The organism is Paenibacillus xylaniclasticus (assembly GCF_004001065.1).
GTDB classification, from domain to species: domain Bacteria; phylum Bacillota; class Bacilli; order Paenibacillales; family Paenibacillaceae; genus Paenibacillus_T; species Paenibacillus_T xylaniclasticus.
The window spans coordinates 103,519-119,287 of record NZ_BIML01000008.1 but is presented as its reverse complement, the minus strand read 5'-3'; the positions used below and the strand labels follow the sequence as shown (position 1 = coordinate 119,287).

General features: G+C 51.8%; 14 protein-coding genes and 1 riboswitch. Of the genes, 3 read left to right on the top strand and 11 right to left on the bottom strand.

Annotation, left to right across the window (positions count from 1 at the left end; translation table 11 throughout):
* Window positions 1-42 precede the first annotated feature (42 nt).
* Window positions 43-223: riboswitch (cyclic di-AMP (ydaO/yuaA leader) on the bottom strand.
* Window positions 224-510: 287 nt separating this feature from the next.
* Entirely contained in the window at window positions 511-2,157 is a 1,647-nt protein-coding gene (locus PXY01_RS12130) for a CPBP family intramembrane glutamic endopeptidase (protein WP_127570234.1), read from the top strand.
* Between the two features lie 82 nt (window positions 2,158-2,239).
* Here PXY01_RS12130 and uvrC read toward each other — a convergent pair whose 3' ends face one another.
* Complete coding sequence (uvrC, locus tag PXY01_RS12125) at window positions 2,240-4,255, bottom strand: excinuclease ABC subunit UvrC (protein WP_127570232.1); 2,016 nt, start codon at window positions 4,253-4,255, stop codon at window positions 2,240-2,242.
* 187 nt (window positions 4,256-4,442) lie between these two features.
* On the opposite strand from uvrC, the gene PXY01_RS12120 reads away from it, so the two are divergent.
* Window positions 4,443-4,601, top strand: coding sequence for a YqzM family protein (locus PXY01_RS12120; RefSeq protein ID WP_127570230.1), 159 nt, complete (start codon window positions 4,443-4,445; stop codon window positions 4,599-4,601).
* 65 nt (window positions 4,602-4,666) lie between these two features.
* Here PXY01_RS12120 and thpR read toward each other — a convergent pair whose 3' ends face one another.
* From thpR to PXY01_RS12075, 9 genes are all read right to left on the bottom strand, one after another.
* Complete coding sequence (thpR, locus tag PXY01_RS12115; protein WP_127570228.1) at window positions 4,667-5,266, bottom strand: RNA 2',3'-cyclic phosphodiesterase; 600 nt, start codon at window positions 5,264-5,266, stop codon at window positions 4,667-4,669.
* A gap of 180 nt (window positions 5,267-5,446) precedes the next feature.
* Window positions 5,447-5,692, bottom strand: coding sequence for a YezD family protein (locus tag PXY01_RS22815; protein ID WP_246027902.1), 246 nt, complete (start codon window positions 5,690-5,692; stop codon window positions 5,447-5,449).
* A complete protein-coding gene (gene cysW, locus PXY01_RS12105) occupies window positions 5,671-6,549 on the bottom strand; it encodes a sulfate ABC transporter permease subunit CysW (RefSeq protein ID WP_127570226.1) in 879 nt (292 codons plus the stop codon). Before cysW ends, PXY01_RS22815 begins: the two co-directional genes overlap by 22 nt.
* Window positions 6,550-6,589: 40 nt before the next feature.
* Window positions 6,590-7,423, bottom strand: a complete 834-nt coding sequence (gene cysT / locus PXY01_RS12100) for a sulfate ABC transporter permease subunit CysT (RefSeq protein ID WP_127570224.1) — start codon at window positions 7,421-7,423, stop codon at window positions 6,590-6,592.
* 30 nt (window positions 7,424-7,453) lie between these two features.
* The gene (locus PXY01_RS12095; RefSeq protein WP_127570222.1) at window positions 7,454-8,551 is read right to left on the bottom strand and encodes a sulfate ABC transporter substrate-binding protein; all 1,098 of its coding nucleotides are present in this window, start codon (window positions 8,549-8,551) and stop codon (window positions 7,454-7,456) included.
* Window positions 8,552-8,971: 420 nt separating this feature from the next.
* A complete protein-coding gene (locus PXY01_RS12090) occupies window positions 8,972-9,748 on the bottom strand; it encodes a DUF4309 domain-containing protein (RefSeq protein ID WP_164744397.1) in 777 nt (258 codons plus the stop codon).
* Between the two features lie 162 nt (window positions 9,749-9,910).
* Window positions 9,911-10,867 (bottom strand): primosomal protein DnaI, encoded by a 957-nt coding sequence (gene dnaI, locus PXY01_RS12085; RefSeq protein ID WP_127570218.1) that lies wholly within the window; start codon window positions 10,865-10,867, stop codon window positions 9,911-9,913.
* An 80-nt stretch (window positions 10,868-10,947) separates the two neighbouring features.
* A complete protein-coding gene (locus PXY01_RS12080) occupies window positions 10,948-12,489 on the bottom strand; it encodes a DnaD domain protein (protein WP_127570216.1) in 1,542 nt (513 codons plus the stop codon).
* Between the two features lie 144 nt (window positions 12,490-12,633).
* Window positions 12,634-12,933 (bottom strand): YuiB family protein, encoded by a 300-nt coding sequence (locus PXY01_RS12075; RefSeq protein WP_174721823.1) that lies wholly within the window; start codon window positions 12,931-12,933, stop codon window positions 12,634-12,636.
* 218 nt (window positions 12,934-13,151) lie between these two features.
* Here PXY01_RS12075 and hemQ point away from each other — a divergent pair, with 218 nt between their 5' ends.
* On the top strand, window positions 13,152-13,898 hold the full coding sequence (gene hemQ / locus PXY01_RS12070; RefSeq protein WP_127570214.1) for a hydrogen peroxide-dependent heme synthase: 747 nt from the start codon (window positions 13,152-13,154) through the stop codon (window positions 13,896-13,898).
* Window positions 13,899-13,978: 80 nt separating this feature from the next.
* Here the strand turns inward: hemQ and PXY01_RS12065 are convergent, their stop codons facing one another.
* Complete coding sequence (locus PXY01_RS12065) at window positions 13,979-15,697, bottom strand: methyl-accepting chemotaxis protein (protein ID WP_127570212.1); 1,719 nt, start codon at window positions 15,695-15,697, stop codon at window positions 13,979-13,981.
* Window positions 15,698-15,769: the final 72 nt, after the last annotated feature.

Genomic DNA, 15,769 nt, shown 5'->3' with positions numbered 1-15,769 from the left:
CAAAAAAAAGCACCGGGAAGACCCAATGCCGTCTTATGCGATGAGCTCTATCCATTCAGCCTGCGAGGTTAGGTGCACGAATCGGGCCTGGATAGATTGCCTAATCAGCACACTTTCGCTCATACAAGCTGCATGTGCTGAATTCACCCCAAGTTACCGTGCTTATTGAACGGCAACATTATGATTCCCCCGTTTTCCATTGGAAATTCGGCTGTGAATATTCGGTTATGATTAAGTCACAACGTATACGATTATATATCGAATTGGAGATCGGTACCAACTTAACAAAAGGACGGATGAAGACGATATACATCGAAATAATCCGAAGCTTATGGACAAGTTGAACTCGATCTGAACGCCGGTCATTATTTTACGCTCTTGTGAGCATTTTCTAGATCTATCTCTTGAACCAAAAGACATAACGATCCAGACATTGACGAAGCCAAGCCCACATATGCTATCGTAAAGGAACGAGCCTAGCGCCTGCCGCTCGATGATTGGAGGTAACCGATGACCAGCACTCCGACGCTGCCGGAGCGTATACCACGCTTCCTTCTTGTTCTCGGCTTGTTAGGATTATTGTTGTTTGTCCTTGTACAATTGCTTCCCGGCTTTATATCGTCTTCCGATAACGTTAACGCCGACAATTCCACAATACCGCGAGTTCTCTCTCGTGAAGAAGCCTCTGCTAAAGCTACCCAATTCGTGAAGCAGCAGTTCGGCGAGTTAATCGCTGGTGAGGCTCCGCATGCCGTTCATCAGTCGGACAGTCTGTTGTACGGCTACCTTGCCAAGAATGAACAGCTAGTTCATTACGACAACACGTATGACAGCCGTTTCCCAACGGATACGATGCAGACGGAGGTGAAGACGGCGGCGGGCACTCTGTTCGTCTATCTTCATATTGAGACGGGCCGAATTGTCGGCTGGCGGCTGTTTCCTGTAAATTCAGATACAAAAAAAACGCCATACTATTCCGACTGGTCCAAGCTTCAGCTTGCCCGTAATACAGCCGTTCAGCAGGGCGGTTTCCGGTTATCTGAGCTTCGGGACGGACAAGTGGACGGCAATCAGGTCGTCTTCCGGCCTCAAGGGTATACTATAGGGGACGCACAATTAACCGTTCGAGTAACCGTCGATCCACTGCCCGCATCCGGTCAACTCAAGGCGCTCCAATACCGCGCTTCCTTCGTTGTACCAGACCATTACGCTGCCTATATCCAGAAGCAGAAGGTCATCGCAAGCGCTGTATCACTGATCGGCAGTATGCTCATGAATGTGCTTCTATTCATTGCTGCGATCGTAATGGCTATCCGGCAGCGCCGTTCCACCTCGCTGCTGCGCGGCTTGCTGCTGACGGCGCTGTTCCTTGCGTTCTATATTGCGAATAATTTCAATATGGCAGACGGCATCCGTGCTTCATACGGCGCCCGTCCGGATGTTGAGATGCTTACGACAGCCGGCGTCATCTTCTCTAATATTTTCACCCTGTTAATGGGGATCGGCATCTACTTCTGTCTGGTAGGCGGCGACGGAATATGGAGAAGCAGCGGCCAGCGGCTATGGGCACGATATGGCGAGCATGGATACGGAGATCATGTATGGCGGTCGATGAAGCTGTCCTACCCGCTTGCTTTCGTCTTGCTAGGTACACAGTCCATCCTGCTGTTTGGATTAGATCGTTCCGTCCATTCCTGGTCGACGACAAGCGTGGAATCCTCACCTTACAATCTCGCGCTTCCTCTGCTTTATCCGCTGCTCGCTTGGTGTGCTGCAATTTCGGAGGAAGCGATATACCGGCTATTCGGCATCGCCATATTCAAGAAACTGCTGCGGCGGCAATGGCTTGCTTATCTGGTGCCAACTGTTATTTGGGCACTCGGGCATGTATCGTATCCGGTCTACCCGTTCTACAGCCGCTTGATCGAGCTGACGATCGTCGGCCTGCTGTTCTGCGTGCTGTTCGTCCGTTACGGCTTCATCACTGCCGTATTCACGCACGCGATGCTCGATACCGTACTGATGTCGTTCAGCCTGCTGCAGCTCGGCACCCCGCTTAATCTACTGGCTGCCATCATCTACCTCGTACTGCCGGTTGGCATCGCGTGGATAATGCGATCGTTCGCCAACCGGCGCCGCGCGATTGAGCCGGTATAAGGGCGGCAGTACACAACAAGAGGCGGTCCAGAACGTCCGTTACAACGGATGATCTGGACCGCCTCTTGTTGTAACTCACCTATCACTGATCCGCTGGCTCGGCGTCCGCGAAGCTGTCCGCTTCTTCTTCCCGCAGAGCGGTCAAAATTTGCTGCGCAAGCTTCTCGCCGATCGAGAGCGGCTTGAAGTCTTCGACAGAAGCTTCGCGGATTTTTTTCAGTGAGCCAAAATGCTTCAGCAGCGCCTTGCGGCGCTTCTCTCCTACGCCTGGAATGGCATCAAGGCGCGAAGCGACCATCGACTTGCCGCGCTGCTCTCGGTGGAACGTAATCGCGAACCGATGAACCTCCTCCTGAATACGCTGCAGCAAGTAAAATTCCTGGCTGTCGCGCGGCAGAGGCACAACCATCGGCGGATCGCCGAACATAAGCTGAGCTGTCTTATGCTTCACGTCCTTTACAAGGCCGCATACTGGAATGGACAGCCCAAGCTCGTTGCGCAGCACGTCGAGCGCGACCGCAATCTGGCCTTTGCCGCCGTCAACGATGATCAGATCCGGACGCTCCAAATCTTCCTTCAGTACCCGTTCATACCGCCTGCGGACAACTTCCCGCATCGTCTCATAATCGTCCGCGCCGACGACCGTCTTAATTTTATATTTGCGGTACTCTTTCTTGTCCGGCTTGCCGTCGATGAAGACCACCATCGCCGAAACCGGGTTCGTTCCTTGAATGTTCGAGTTATCGAACGCCTCAATCCGGCGCAGCGAATCAAGACCGAGCCATTGCGCGAGCGATTCAGCCGCCTTCACGCTCCGCTCCTCATCCCGCTCGATGAGACGGAATTTCTCATCAAGGGCAACCTTCGCATTGCTGCACGCCATGGTGACAACCTCGCGCTTACGTCCGCGACGTGGTACGAACACCTTCACCTTCAGCCATTTCTGCAGCGACTCGCGCAGCTCATCAGCCCGCGAAGTGCCGGATGCTTCATCATCCTGCTCATTAGGCTCCGCTTCGACAACGTCAAGCTCAACGGCAGCCTCGTCTATCGCCTGCTCCTCTTCACCGACCACAGCTTGCTCGGAGCTTTCTCCCGCAGCGGAGGAAGCAGCGGCCGACTGCTCTTCCGGCGGCCCAGGCAGCAAAATTTCGCGCGGGAGCGCAGGATTGTCGCTGTAATACTGCGCGACGAACGTGACGAAGTCGTCGTACTCGTCGCCGTAGAAAGGAAACGACGAAGACCGGCGCTCGACCATTTTGCCCGACCTCATATATAAAATTTGCACACACATCCAGCCCTTATCGACGGCGTAGCCAAATACGTCTCGGTCGACAGCGTCGGACAGCGTTATTTTTTGTTTCTCGACAACTGCATCGATCGCCATAATCTGATCGCGGTATTCTTTGGCCCGTTCAAATTCAAGCGACTCGGCTGCTTCCTCCATTTTGCGCTGAAGCTCCGCCTTCACCTCATCTTGGCCGCCGTTCAGAAACTTCGTAATTTCCTGCACCATCCGGTCATATTCTGATTGCTCGACCGGATACTCGCACGGCGCGATGCACTGTCCGATATGATAATAGAGACAGACCTTATCAGGCAGCGTATTGCATTTGCGCAGCGGATAAAGCCGATCCAGCAGCTTCTTCGTCTGTTGAGCGGCAAAAGCGTTCGGGTATGGGCCAAAATATTTAGCCTTATCCTTCAGCACCCGGCGAGTAACCTCCAGCTTCGGGTGACGTTCATTCGTTATTTTAATATAAGGAAACGTCTTATCGTCTTTCAGCAGCACATTATAACGAGGATGATACTGTTTGATTAGATTGCACTCAAGAATGAGTGCCTCCATATTGCTGCCCGTCACGATATATTCCAAATCTCGAATCTCAGATACGAGACGCTGCGTCTTGCCATTATGGGAACCGTTGAAGTAGGATCTAACGCGGTTTTTGAGCACCTTCGCCTTGCCGACATAGATGATTGTGCCTTCACCGTTCTTCATTAAATAACAGCCCGGTGAATCTGGCAGCAGCGCCAGCTTGCCTCTTATAAGCTCCATAGCCGCTTCGCGTTCTCCCGTCTGTCCACGCCGTTCCATCTTTCGTCCCTCCTACCCCAGCATAAAATAATCGTTATGCATGAATTCAGGCGTTATTCGCCATCCTTTCTATTGTAGCATACGAAAGACGGAAGGAATGTCCGAATTCACTTTACAATTGTTGACGCAGTTAGTTATACTTAAAAGAGGTATTAACTGGTCACGTTCGAGGGGGATATGGTTAGTTATGAACAATGCTCAATACTCGGCAGAAGATCCACGCGCACACATTAACGAAGAGCCGCGCGACGACCTGCGCGATGTCATGTTCGGCTTCGGCGGCATGATCGCATTCATGACCATCGTATTTGCTGCTATGGTCATTATTAAGTTCGTTCAATCCTAATTGTTGTAACGTTGAAGGCTCCGAATCAGCGACAAGCTGGCTCGGAGCCTTTTTCCTACTTTCTGTTATTGACTGCCCAATGGCTGAAGAAAGGGATACTCGCCGACCGCCTCGTACATCGGCTGTGAACTAGGTCGGCTGCGGTAGAGCGTCACGGATTCTGCTTTCCACTGCCACGTCTCTCCCGCATCCGGGAATGGAAGGTCCGTAAGAAGCTGAGAAGCTATCGGAGCTGCACCATCATAATTGCGCGCCAGCGTCAAATGCGGCTTATATGGGCGCGCTTCCGGTTCAAAGCCTAACGGCTGCATAGCCTGCACAACAGTACGATAGAGCGCTTGAAGACGTTCTGCGTCCGCCTCAATCCCTCCCCACAGAACCGAAGGCCAGCCGGGCTTTCCGAAGCTCCCCAGCCCCCGAACCGCGATATCGAATGGGGGAGTACCCGCTACAGCCTTACGGATTGCTTGCTCGATGGAAGGAATTTGCCGGCTTACTGCCTCCCCGAGAAACTGGACCGTAACATGGAGATCATCCGGATGCACCCAGCGGCGGAACGGCATAGCTTCGCGCAGCTTCGCCATCATGGCAGCTATGCTTGTCTTATAAGGAGCCGGCACAGGTAATGCGATGAACAGCCGCTGCTTTTCATTCGGTATGTCCATATCTACCTCTTACCACCTATCATTTTCATATAAATGATCTGTCAAAGTAATCTTATCTTTATATTACACCTCACTTGGGGGATATAGTCAGAAAGATTAAAATAAAGAAAGCCGGTCCGACATGTTTTGTCGCAGAACCGGCTAAGCTTGCTTTCAAATACACTACTATCCTCCAATAAATTACCCGTTTGCAATCTTCCCTCGGCGGACCGTCGATTTGACTGGAGCGTTCTTGTCTGCAATCGCATCCGGCTTGGCTACCGGCGCAGTGCCTGCGGAAGGGTCGAACCGTTTGCGCTCCGTTCTGTCAATTTGTACGATCCGGCCATCATGGACAGTGATGATGACGGAACCATATTCCATTCCTTCCAACTGATCGGCTATACGATCATGCCACCAATCATTCAATTCAACTTGCTTTGCCATATCGATCCCCTCCACTCAACAAATTTTTTGACTGCCAGCGTCAGAAGCGCCAGCATAACGAGCAATGATGATACAGCGAATGAAGCAGAGAATTGATACTCGTTATACAAAATTTCGATATGCAGCGGCAATGTGTTCGTCTCGCCGCGAATGTGCCCGGATACGACCGACACTGCGCCGAACTCACCCATCGCCCTCGCATTACACAAAATAACGCCGTACAGCAATCCCCATTTGATATTCGGAAGCGTGACGTACCAGAACAGCTTCAGTCCTCTTGCCCCCAGTACGACCGCCGCCTCTTCCTCTTGGACGCCTTGCGTTTCCATAAGAGGAATGAGCTCCCGTGCAATGAATGGGAACGTTACGAATATTGTCGCCAATACGATACCCGGCAGGGCAAAAATAATTTGAATGCCCCTTTCGTCCAACCACGGTCCCAAAAACCCTTGCGCGCCGAACAAAAGCACGAAGATAAGACCGGATATGACTGGTGAGACGGCAAACGGCAAATCAATTAACGTAATCAGTACGTTGCGTCCGCGAAATTTGAATTTTGTAATAGCCCAAGCTGCCAGAATACCGAAAATCGTATTTAACGGAACCGCGATAAGCGATACCATCAACGTCAGCTTAAGTGCGGATACCGCATCTGGATCACGCAGCGACGCGGTATACACGTCCCAGCCCTTCTTAAACCCTTCAGCGAACACGGTCACAAGCGGAAGTATGACGACCAGTGTGAGAAAAGCGAGCGCAATCGTGATGAGCACGATGCGGACCGGTGTTGATTCATTAATATGACGTGGTCTGACAGAGGCTTCCTCCGACAGATGCGCCGTAATAGCTCCAGCCATATAAACCCCCTCCTGTTGCTTGCTTCGATTACGCGGCCCGTTAGGCCGATATCGTCCGTTTGTTAATTCTCGCCTGCAGCAAATTAATGATGAGCAGCGCGATGAACGAAATGACGAGCATGACGAGTGCAATCGCTGTGGCGCCTGCGTAATCGTATTGCTCAAGCTTCGTCATAATGAGCAAAGGCGCGATTTCGGTTCTCATTGGCATATTGCCGGAGATGAAAACGACGGAACCATATTCGCCAATGCCCCGGGCAAAAGCCAGCGCGAAGCCCGTCAACAGAGCAGGAATGATTTCTGGCAGGATGATTTTCCTAAACGTTCGAAAGCGGTAAGCTCCAAGCATGACGGCCGCTTCCTCCGTATCCTTCTCGAGATCCTGCAAAATCGGCTGAACCGTTCGAACGACGAATGGCAGTCCGATAAATACGAGCGCAACCGTAATACCAAGCGGTGTGTAGGCTACCTTGATGCCAAGCGGCTCCAGCTTGGAGCCAATCCAGCCATTGGGCGCGTATATTGCAGTCAGCGCTACGCCTGCTACGGCCGTAGGCAATGCAAACGGCAGATCAACAAGACTGTCGATGAACGACTTGCCCGGGAACTTATACCGGACGAGCACCCAGGCGACAAGGAAGCCAAATACCGCATTGATCCCAGCTGCGGCCAGCGCAGTCATAAAGCTTATCTTATAGGCGTAAATCACCCGAGCGTTCCATACCGTATGCCAGAAGTCCTCCCAGCTCATTCCGGCGGTCTTAATCAACACGCCGGAGAGCGGGATCAGGACGATGACACACAAGTAGAAGATCGTGTAGCCGAGGGATAAGCCGAATCCCGGAAGCACCCTTCGGTTAGCGGAACCTTTCATGTGAAGTCAGCTCCTTACGTATACCTTTCATTAAGAACCTGGAACGTAGATTTGATCGAAGATGGCGCCATCCGCAAAATGTTTCGCTTGCGCTTCTGTCCAGCTGCCAAAATCATTGTCAATCGTCAGCAATTCAAGCGGCTTGAATTGATCTTTGAATTCATCAGCGACCGATTGCAGCGTCGGACGATAGTAGTTCTCTGCTGCGATGCGCTGTCCTTCTTCCGAGTACAAATATTGCAGGTAAGCTTCCGCTACTTCTCGCGTTCCGCGATCGTCAGCGACTTTATCAACAACCGCTACCGGCGGTTCAGCCAAAATGCTAAGCGATGGGTAGACGATCTCGAATTTATCTGGTCCGAGCTCGTTAATGGACAGGAACGCCTCATTCTCCCATGCAAGCAGCACGTCCCCGATACCGCGTTCTACGAAGGTCGTCGTGGAGCCGCGTGCGCCGGAGTCGAGTACCGGAACATTTTTGAACAGCTGCTTCACAAATTCCTGAGCCTTCGACTCGTCGTTGTTGTTATGCTTAAGTGCGTAGCCCCATGCCGCAAGGTAGTTCCAGCGCGCTCCGCCCGACGTCTTCGGATTAGGCGTAATGACCTCGATTCCATCCTTAACCAAGTCGTCCCAATCCTTAATCCCTTTCGGATTGCCCTTGCGGACGAGGAATACGATCGTTGACGTGTATGGCGAGCTGTTTTTCTCAAATTTACTTTGCCAACCTTCGTTAATAAGTCCTTTATCTTTAATCGCATCAATGTCATAGCCGAGCGCCAGCGTTACGACGTCTGCTTTCAAGCCGTCAATGACAGCCAAGCTTTGTTTGCCGGAGCCGCCATGCGATTGTTTAATCGTAACCTCTTGGCCCTTCTCTTGCTTCCAATACTTCGCGAATGCTTCGTTGTATGCTGCGTACAGCTCGCGCGTCGGATCATAAGATACGTTCAACAGCTCAACCGGCTTCAGCGTCTCTTTCTTCTCCGATCCCGCTGTCGTTTCTTGCTTCGTCGATTCCTTATCGGACTCGCTCGTTGTTTTCTCTTTTGAAGAGCAAGCCGTCAGCACTACCGCGAAGGCAAGGATAAGGGTAAACCATTGAAACACCTTTGTTTTTCTTGTCATCTAGAACCACCCCGTATTAGATAGATTAATCCTACATGTTTACTCGGTTATTTAGGCCTTGAAGTGATTCTAGCAGGTAACGAATGGTAGTGTCAATCATTTTTTTAAACCATTCTTATCCGGATAATAAGAATTGATTATAAGATTTTGTTGTATCCGCTTACATTTGTTGTTTTCAGAGCCTACTTCCGCTCATTCACCCGCTGGCGGCTCACATAAGTGCCTTTTGACACCTATCTCCACCTATTCGCCCGCTCGCGCCTCACTTAAGTTCCTTTCAACACTTATTTCTCGCTCTCACCCTCCATCGTCGCTCCATAAGTGCCTTTCGGCACTTATCTCCACTCACACGCCCTCACAGCAAAAAAACGTTCGCTGGATGCTTCTAGCGAACGGTCCCATATAACATGCTGTGGGGCTTCAACGCGTGCTCAATCTGGCGGCCCATGGAGAAATGATGCTAATCCACTCAAGCTCTGGATTTTGGGATGACGTCGGATTATATTCGAAACGAAGCTTATATTCCTCTAACGAATAGATCAGCCGCTTCTTTCTCCCGTGCCGCTTTACCGAATCCGGCTGGCCAAACGCCGCCCTTACTTCCGATACCTTAAGCTTCACCCCATCCTTCATCGGATCAAGCGCTAAGTCAGCAATGCGAATTTCTTTAATAATCTTGCCCCGCCCGACACCGAAAGCGACCACTCCCTTCATCATTCCGGGATAGTAATAATGATAGCCACCCTCAATACGGTTCGGCATTCCCCATTGCCGATGTACCTCATCGATCCGTGTCTTCCCAACAACAAAGCGGCCGGCGTTTACCATCCGTCCTTGCCTAACCAGCTGATGCAGCCGCTCGATAAACTGCTGATGCTTATGTTTGTCCGATTCGGAATGAGATCGAGCAGGCGATCGGCCAGCCGTTCTATCTGTCCCTGCCGCTGCATTCGTTTCGTCCGCCGCAAGCGGCTGCTGCAGCGGCTGAACAGCGCTCGCCCCTTGCTTCCGCGAGCTTTCCAGCACATTGGTTAAGTTAGATTGACGTTGTACCGCCATCCCGCATGCCGATAATAAAAGCATTACGGCTGCCCCCGTCACCACAACCGCTGCCGCACGACTGATGCTGCCTAACCTATTCAATTTCGCCGCTCCTTTCAACACGATCCCATTATCGTTCTCTGCTGACTGAGCCAAGTTAAGCTGCCCCATCCTCGAGCCATCATTAGCCTGGCATAGGTTTCATCTCCTGTAGTATGTACAAAAGCACAAAAAAACCGAATCGAAGCTCAGCTCATAACGAGCCCCCTTCAATTCGGTCATTTGCCTTATATTAAATTACTTATTGCATCAATTCGTTCACGTCCGCCGCCTTTTATTCGTCCCGGTAACCCGGATCACCTCAACATAAGGGCGAATCCGTTCCATAATCCGCTCACCCTTATGCCGTTCATCGCCTTCCTTGCTCGTGAAGCTAAAGTGCTGCTCCAGCGCGTCCAGCTCATAGTTCGAGGTATAGAACGTCGGCTTGCGCTGCATCCGATAATTCAATATCCCGCCCATGACATGGTCACGGACCCAAGGGCTTAAATTTTCTGCCCCGATATCGTCAAAAATAAGCAGGTCGGTCTCCTTCATCATATCGACCGTCTCCTTCAGCTTGCCCGGCTCATGCATCATCGCTTTTAAATCCTCGACGAAGTCCGGCATATAGACGATAACACCGGAATACCCAGCTTTCGCGAGCTCATGCAGCATGTAGCACATCAAAAACGTCTTGCCGGTACCGAAGTGGCCCGCCATATAGAGTCCGGTCTCCTGCAACCCTTCTTCTTTCGTCCGGTCGATGTATTGAAGCAATTTCAGTACCGCTTCATTGCGGTTTGGATCAATTGCCATAATTTCTTCCGCCGAGTATCCGCTGCTGAGCGCCCGCTGATCGACGTAGAAGCTGCGGATACGGCCGCGAATCTGCTCCTCATTCTGGCGCGCGATAAACTTTTTGCACGAGGCCTTCCGATCATATAGGTGCACCTCACCGCCAACCGTCTCGCAAGCCAGCATCGTATAGTGGCCTTCGAAGTCGTTCGGGCACCGGTCGAGCCCCGGGCAGTTCTCGCAATTACGGTATTCTTTCACATACTGATAGAACCGGTTCAAATTGAGCCGGAAAGTAGAATCGTCAAGAGCCGGATTTTTCGCACGGAACCGCTGCACAAGCGGGTCCGCAAGCAGCTCGTTCATCAGCTCCGTGGAGCGTCGAAGCGCGTCGCTCCCCATTGGTGTCTGCTTCAACAACTCGCCAAGCGATTCCATCGTACGTCATCCTCTCCTTTTTATCGCACTCATAACTCATAGATTCAATTATGCCAAATAATAAGCTTGCATCAGCCTGATTACTTCTTGCCATCGAGCTTCCGAGCAAGCCTCCGCAGCTCCTCCAGCTTCTCGGCCGACAACGAGCCGTTCTCCTGCTGCTCCTGCTGAACGATCGGAATAGCCGGCTTGCGCGACACTGCCGTTCCGGGCGCACGGCCACGTCCCCGTGCTCCGCCGCTAGACGCACCGCCCTTTCTACCGGCAGGCATACCGACGCCGCTATTACGCTCACGCTCCGCCTCGATCTGCTGCTGATCACGAACGTATCGGACGGCTTTCTCGAACGTATCAATTCCTTTCAGCAGCATATTCGAAGCGACCGCCTCAATAAACGTCTTCGTAACTCGCTGCGAATCGTTAGCTCCGATAACATAATGAATCAACACATTAATGACAGCGGGAGGCAGCTTGTAATTCAAATCGATCCGCTCGAATATACGATCGATCATATCCGGCACTGCCCCTGGGAAAAAACGCTGCAAGAATCGTGTATGCGGCTCGTTCCGCATGAGCATATTGTACTGGTGAATGTCACAGCGTCCCTCAAGCTGCTTCGGAACCGGCATATACAGCTCCTCCGGCACCGCTTGCTCATCCATCTCATCCGGTTGCTCTTCCTGCTCTGAGACATATGCGCCGGCTCTTGCCATAACACGCTGCCGGTCTGCTTCCCGCTTCTTATCCTGCCGGTACAGCTGATTGGCACGAAGCTGAAGCTCGTCCACAAGCAGCTCGCCCTGCGCTGAAAATACGCCATCTTCATCCAGTAATCGGCATATATCAGCGGCACCGATATTATACTTATACGCGACGTAATTAATTTGTGCCATCGCATCCTCGTCTGAACGCAGCCGTTCGACGTACTTCCGATTAGCCGCTCCACGCGGGAACCGGATAAGCAGCTCGCCAACCGTCAGCCCGGCCGTCTCCGATACGGACGGGCGCGAAGCCGGCTGGCGCGCCGGTGCGACTTCGACGAGCGCTTGCTCCAGCTCGTCATCCACGTTCGACGTGTTGAGCTGGAACACTTCATAGAACGGTACTGATATATTTTCTTTATGCCAGCGTGCTTCCGCAAGCTCATCCGGCTCCTTCGCACTGAACGATTCCCGCAGCGCGATGACCGCATATTTGCCAATCTGATCGCGCAGCAGCAGCGACAAATGCTGATTGCGAAAAAATTCCTCCGGTGACAGGGGGGCACACAGCTCATATTCGTATACAACATCATCGTTATCCGGCATGGCCAGTCGAGACGTCTGAAGGAGGCCGACCGCTTCCAGCCGGGACGTATCCATCAGCAGTTTTTTGCGGCCGCGTTCGTTCATCTCCAGGCCAAGCGCCAGAAACAGCATCCGGTGCGGTTCAACCGGGGAATAACCCGTTCGACCCTCGATCACGCCGTGATACAGCAGCTGATAGAGGCTAATCGCTGAAGCGCCGATCATAGGCTGGTAAATAAGCGACAGCATCCGCAGATCCAGCGGACTTAGCGAAAAACCGCGAAACGTGTAGTACCGGTGATGTTCCGTAAATTGCAGCACATGACCAATACGCATTCGATCTACTCCATCCGTTTAAGACTTTCCTCTCATTCTATCATAAATATCGCTTCACTTGGCAGACGTCGAAAAATAGAAAATCCCCCCGATACAGGTACCGGAGGAATTGACATGTTACGCTATACACAAATTATATCAATCTTAAAACATTTTATAACCGCCACGGCGCAGCGCCCGAATCGACCAGCCGCTTACATAAGCTCCAATAAGCGCTGTAACGGCAGGGAGAATGTCAATAATGGTGAACGATTTGAAATTGTCAACGAATGTATCCGCGTTATCCCACGTTCCCCAGATCATAAGCGGAATAATGACGATGATGTACAAATAAATCGGAAACCATGTTGTCTTAAGCAGCATATTCAGAATAAATCCAATGCCAAACATAAGTATTAACGCAAGCACCATCGTTACTAGCAGCTGTATATAGGCAATGACCATATTGTCCATCCTCCAAGATAACCCATCTATATCCGTATCGAACGAAAATTGCTAACTTCTTCATTCTATCCCTATTTATCGATATTAGTTTAATGAAAGGCTGTCCGGAAGTCAATTTCCGTTGCACAAATTTCACAAGTCCGACATTTGCGGAAGCGCTGTGCATTAAGCTACAATGATAGCAATTGCATACAACGGAATGAACGGAGGAATGAACCATGAGTGAAGCAGCACAAACATTAGAAGGCTGGTACGCCCTACACGACTTCCGGTCGATAGATTGGCAGGCTTGGAAGGGGGCGTCTGAAGCTGAACGCGCACAAGCAGCAGACGAGCTTCAATCGTTCTTAAACCAATGGGAGCAAGTGCATGAATCGAAGCAAGGCAGTACAGCGGTCTACTCCGTCGTCGGCCAGAAGGCGGACATTGTGTTCATGCATCTCCGCGAGACGCTCGAGGAGCTGAATGAGCTGGAGACCGCGTTCAACAAGTCGGCATTCGCCGCCTTCACGAAGCCGACCTACTCTTATGTCAGCGTCGTCGAGTTAAGCAACTACATGGGACAGCCTGGCGTCGATCCGACGACCATTCCAGAGGTTGCCGCACGTCTTAAGCCGGCGCTTCCGAAGTCGAACCATATTTGCTTCTATCCGATGAACAAACGCCGCGAAGGCAACGATAACTGGTATATGCTCAGCATGGAAGAACGCAAAGCGATGATGCGCAGCCATGGCATGATCGGCCGCCAATATGCGGGCAAAGTGAAGCAAATCATTACCGGCTCCGTCGGCTTCGATAACTGGGAATGGGGCGTCACGCTGTTCGCGGACGACGCGCTGCAATTCAAGAAGCTCGTCTACGAGATGCGATTCGACGAAGTCAGCGCACGATACGGCGAATTCGGCGACTTCTATGTCGGCAATTTGCTAACAACGGACAAGCTGACCAAGCTGCTTAGTGTATAGAATAAATAGCTTTGCTGCGGAATTTTGGCGCATCCTGCACCAGGAGCCCGCTGCAAAGCTTTTTTTGTATATGTACGAGATTACACTTTAAATTTCGCGACCATTTCGGTCATCTGGTTGGCCATACTAGCGAGCGACTCTGTCGCTGAGAAAATATCGCGCATCGAAGCCGTTTGCTGCTCTGCAGCTGCCGTTACGCTCGCAAAGCGATCCGCAGACTGGCGTACGCTTCCCGCAAGCTCCCCGCTCGCGGCACTTGCTTCCTTCGAGCAAGCCGCCATGTGGGCGGACACGTCGGAAAGCTCCTTCATCTGTACCGTTATTTTATCGATTTCCGATATAATAGACGAGAACGCCGACTTCGCACGGCCGACAATAGTAAGCCCATCCCCAACCTCTCGACTGCCGCTGTGAACGGAATCGACAATCCTATGGATACGAGTCAGCATGTCCATAATGAGGTCTGTCACGATATCCGAGGATTCTTCCGTTTGCTGAGCTAACTTTCGTATTTGATCAGCGACGACAGCGAAGCCACGGCCTTCCTCGCCCGCTCTCGCCGCTTCAATCGCTGCATTCAATGACAACAGGTTGGTCTGCGAAGCGATCGAGCTAATGATCCCCATAATGGATTGAATCTGATCGGACTTCTCCGACAGCTGCTCGATATCCTCCTTCATCAGCTCTGTATTGCGGTGGATCGATTCCATCTGCTGCATTGCGAGCTGTACCGATTGGCCGCCCAACTGCGCCTCCTCCGCCGTGCTGTGAGCAGCGGAGGCTACCGTCACAGCGGTGCTTGCAATCTGCTGTACGGAACGGTCCGTATCCCCGATCGCCGCCATAACGCTGCTCGAGCGGCTCGCCTGAACATTCCCCTCCTCATCAATTACCCGAATTAACCTTGCAATCTGCTCCGTATTATACTGCGTATGCTGCGCGCTTGCCGTCAGCTCCTGCGAAGCGGCGTGCAGCAGCATTGCATTGTCGCTAAGCCGCTGAATCATGCCCCGCAATTCATCGATCATGGCCTGAAAAGCGCCGGCTAGCTTGCCAACCTCGTCTTTGCCGCGCACCGTCACGCTGACCGTCAGATCGCCTTGCTGAACACGCGCCATCTCGTTTGTCAAGGTCTTCAGCGGGCGAACGAGCCGCTTGGCAAACAGCAAAGTCGCAAGCAGCGACAATAGCAATACAGTAATCCCAATCGCAATCGCAGTCATCCGGTTGCGCTTCATAAGCGCGTAAACCTCCTCAGCATCGAAATCAGCACCAATGACACCGATCATCTCACCTGACTCATTGCGGATCGGCACATATGCCGTAACAGCCGCTCCATATTCATCGTCGCTGGTCAGCTCACCAACTGTCGTCGTCTTGTTCGCAAACGACCGGACAAGCCCCGGATACTGCTCCTCTTCTACTTCCCCGAGAGCTGATACATCCTCGGTCTGGTCAAGCGGAGCTCCATCCACCATATAATAATATTCAGTACGGCCATCTACCGTCCGGCTGCCCATCGTGTACAAATATTTAAGCCCGTAGCCCTGCTTCATCTCATTCAATTGCGCTCTTAGCTCCGCATAATAACCGTCCGTCCCGCTGTCGATAGTTAGCTGCTCATACTGCTTCACATCAATGCTGTCTGCTGCGTGCTCGGCAATAATTCTCGCCTGGGTGCCGAGCGAGTTTACAACGAGCCGCTGCGCATCGTTAACGAATATTACGCCAAGTACGACAGCAGAAATTGTAATGATCATGGAGAACACAAGCACGATTCGGGTTTGCAGACTGCTCATTTGAACTAGTTTCCCCTTCCATTAGTCTTGAATTTATAGAAAAAGCCCCTTTCAACAGCATAAGAAATCTCG

What these genes read in the sequence shown, in the direction of transcription:
- PXY01_RS12075 (WP_174721823.1), bottom strand. Translation starts at nt 12,933, where the DNA reads ATGGTCATTGCCTATATACAGCTGCTAGTAACGATGGTGCTTGCGTTA.
- thpR (WP_127570228.1), bottom strand. Translation starts at nt 5,266, where the DNA reads ATGGACATACCGAATGAAAAGCAGCGGCTGTTCATCGCATTACCTGTG.
- PXY01_RS12120 (WP_127570230.1), top strand. Translation starts at nt 4,443, where the DNA reads ATGAACAATGCTCAATACTCGGCAGAAGATCCACGCGCACACATTAAC.
- cysW (WP_127570226.1), bottom strand. Translation starts at nt 6,549, where the DNA reads ATGGCTGGAGCTATTACGGCGCATCTGTCGGAGGAAGCCTCTGTCAGA.
- hemQ (WP_127570214.1), top strand. Translation starts at nt 13,152, where the DNA reads ATGAGTGAAGCAGCACAAACATTAGAAGGCTGGTACGCCCTACACGAC.
- PXY01_RS12065 (WP_127570212.1), bottom strand. Translation starts at nt 15,697, where the DNA reads ATGAGCAGTCTGCAAACCCGAATCGTGCTTGTGTTCTCCATGATCATT.
- PXY01_RS12130 (WP_127570234.1), top strand. Translation starts at nt 511, where the DNA reads ATGACCAGCACTCCGACGCTGCCGGAGCGTATACCACGCTTCCTTCTT.
- cysT (WP_127570224.1), bottom strand. Translation starts at nt 7,423, where the DNA reads ATGAAAGGTTCCGCTAACCGAAGGGTGCTTCCGGGATTCGGCTTATCC.
- PXY01_RS12095 (WP_127570222.1), bottom strand. Translation starts at nt 8,551, where the DNA reads ATGACAAGAAAAACAAAGGTGTTTCAATGGTTTACCCTTATCCTTGCC.
- dnaI (WP_127570218.1), bottom strand. Translation starts at nt 10,867, where the DNA reads ATGGAATCGCTTGGCGAGTTGTTGAAGCAGACACCAATGGGGAGCGAC.
- uvrC (WP_127570232.1), bottom strand. Translation starts at nt 4,255, where the DNA reads ATGGAACGGCGTGGACAGACGGGAGAACGCGAAGCGGCTATGGAGCTT.
- PXY01_RS12080 (WP_127570216.1), bottom strand. Translation starts at nt 12,489, where the DNA reads ATGCGTATTGGTCATGTGCTGCAATTTACGGAACATCACCGGTACTAC.
- PXY01_RS22815 (WP_246027902.1), bottom strand. Translation starts at nt 5,692, where the DNA reads ATGGCAAAGCAAGTTGAATTGAATGATTGGTGGCATGATCGTATAGCC.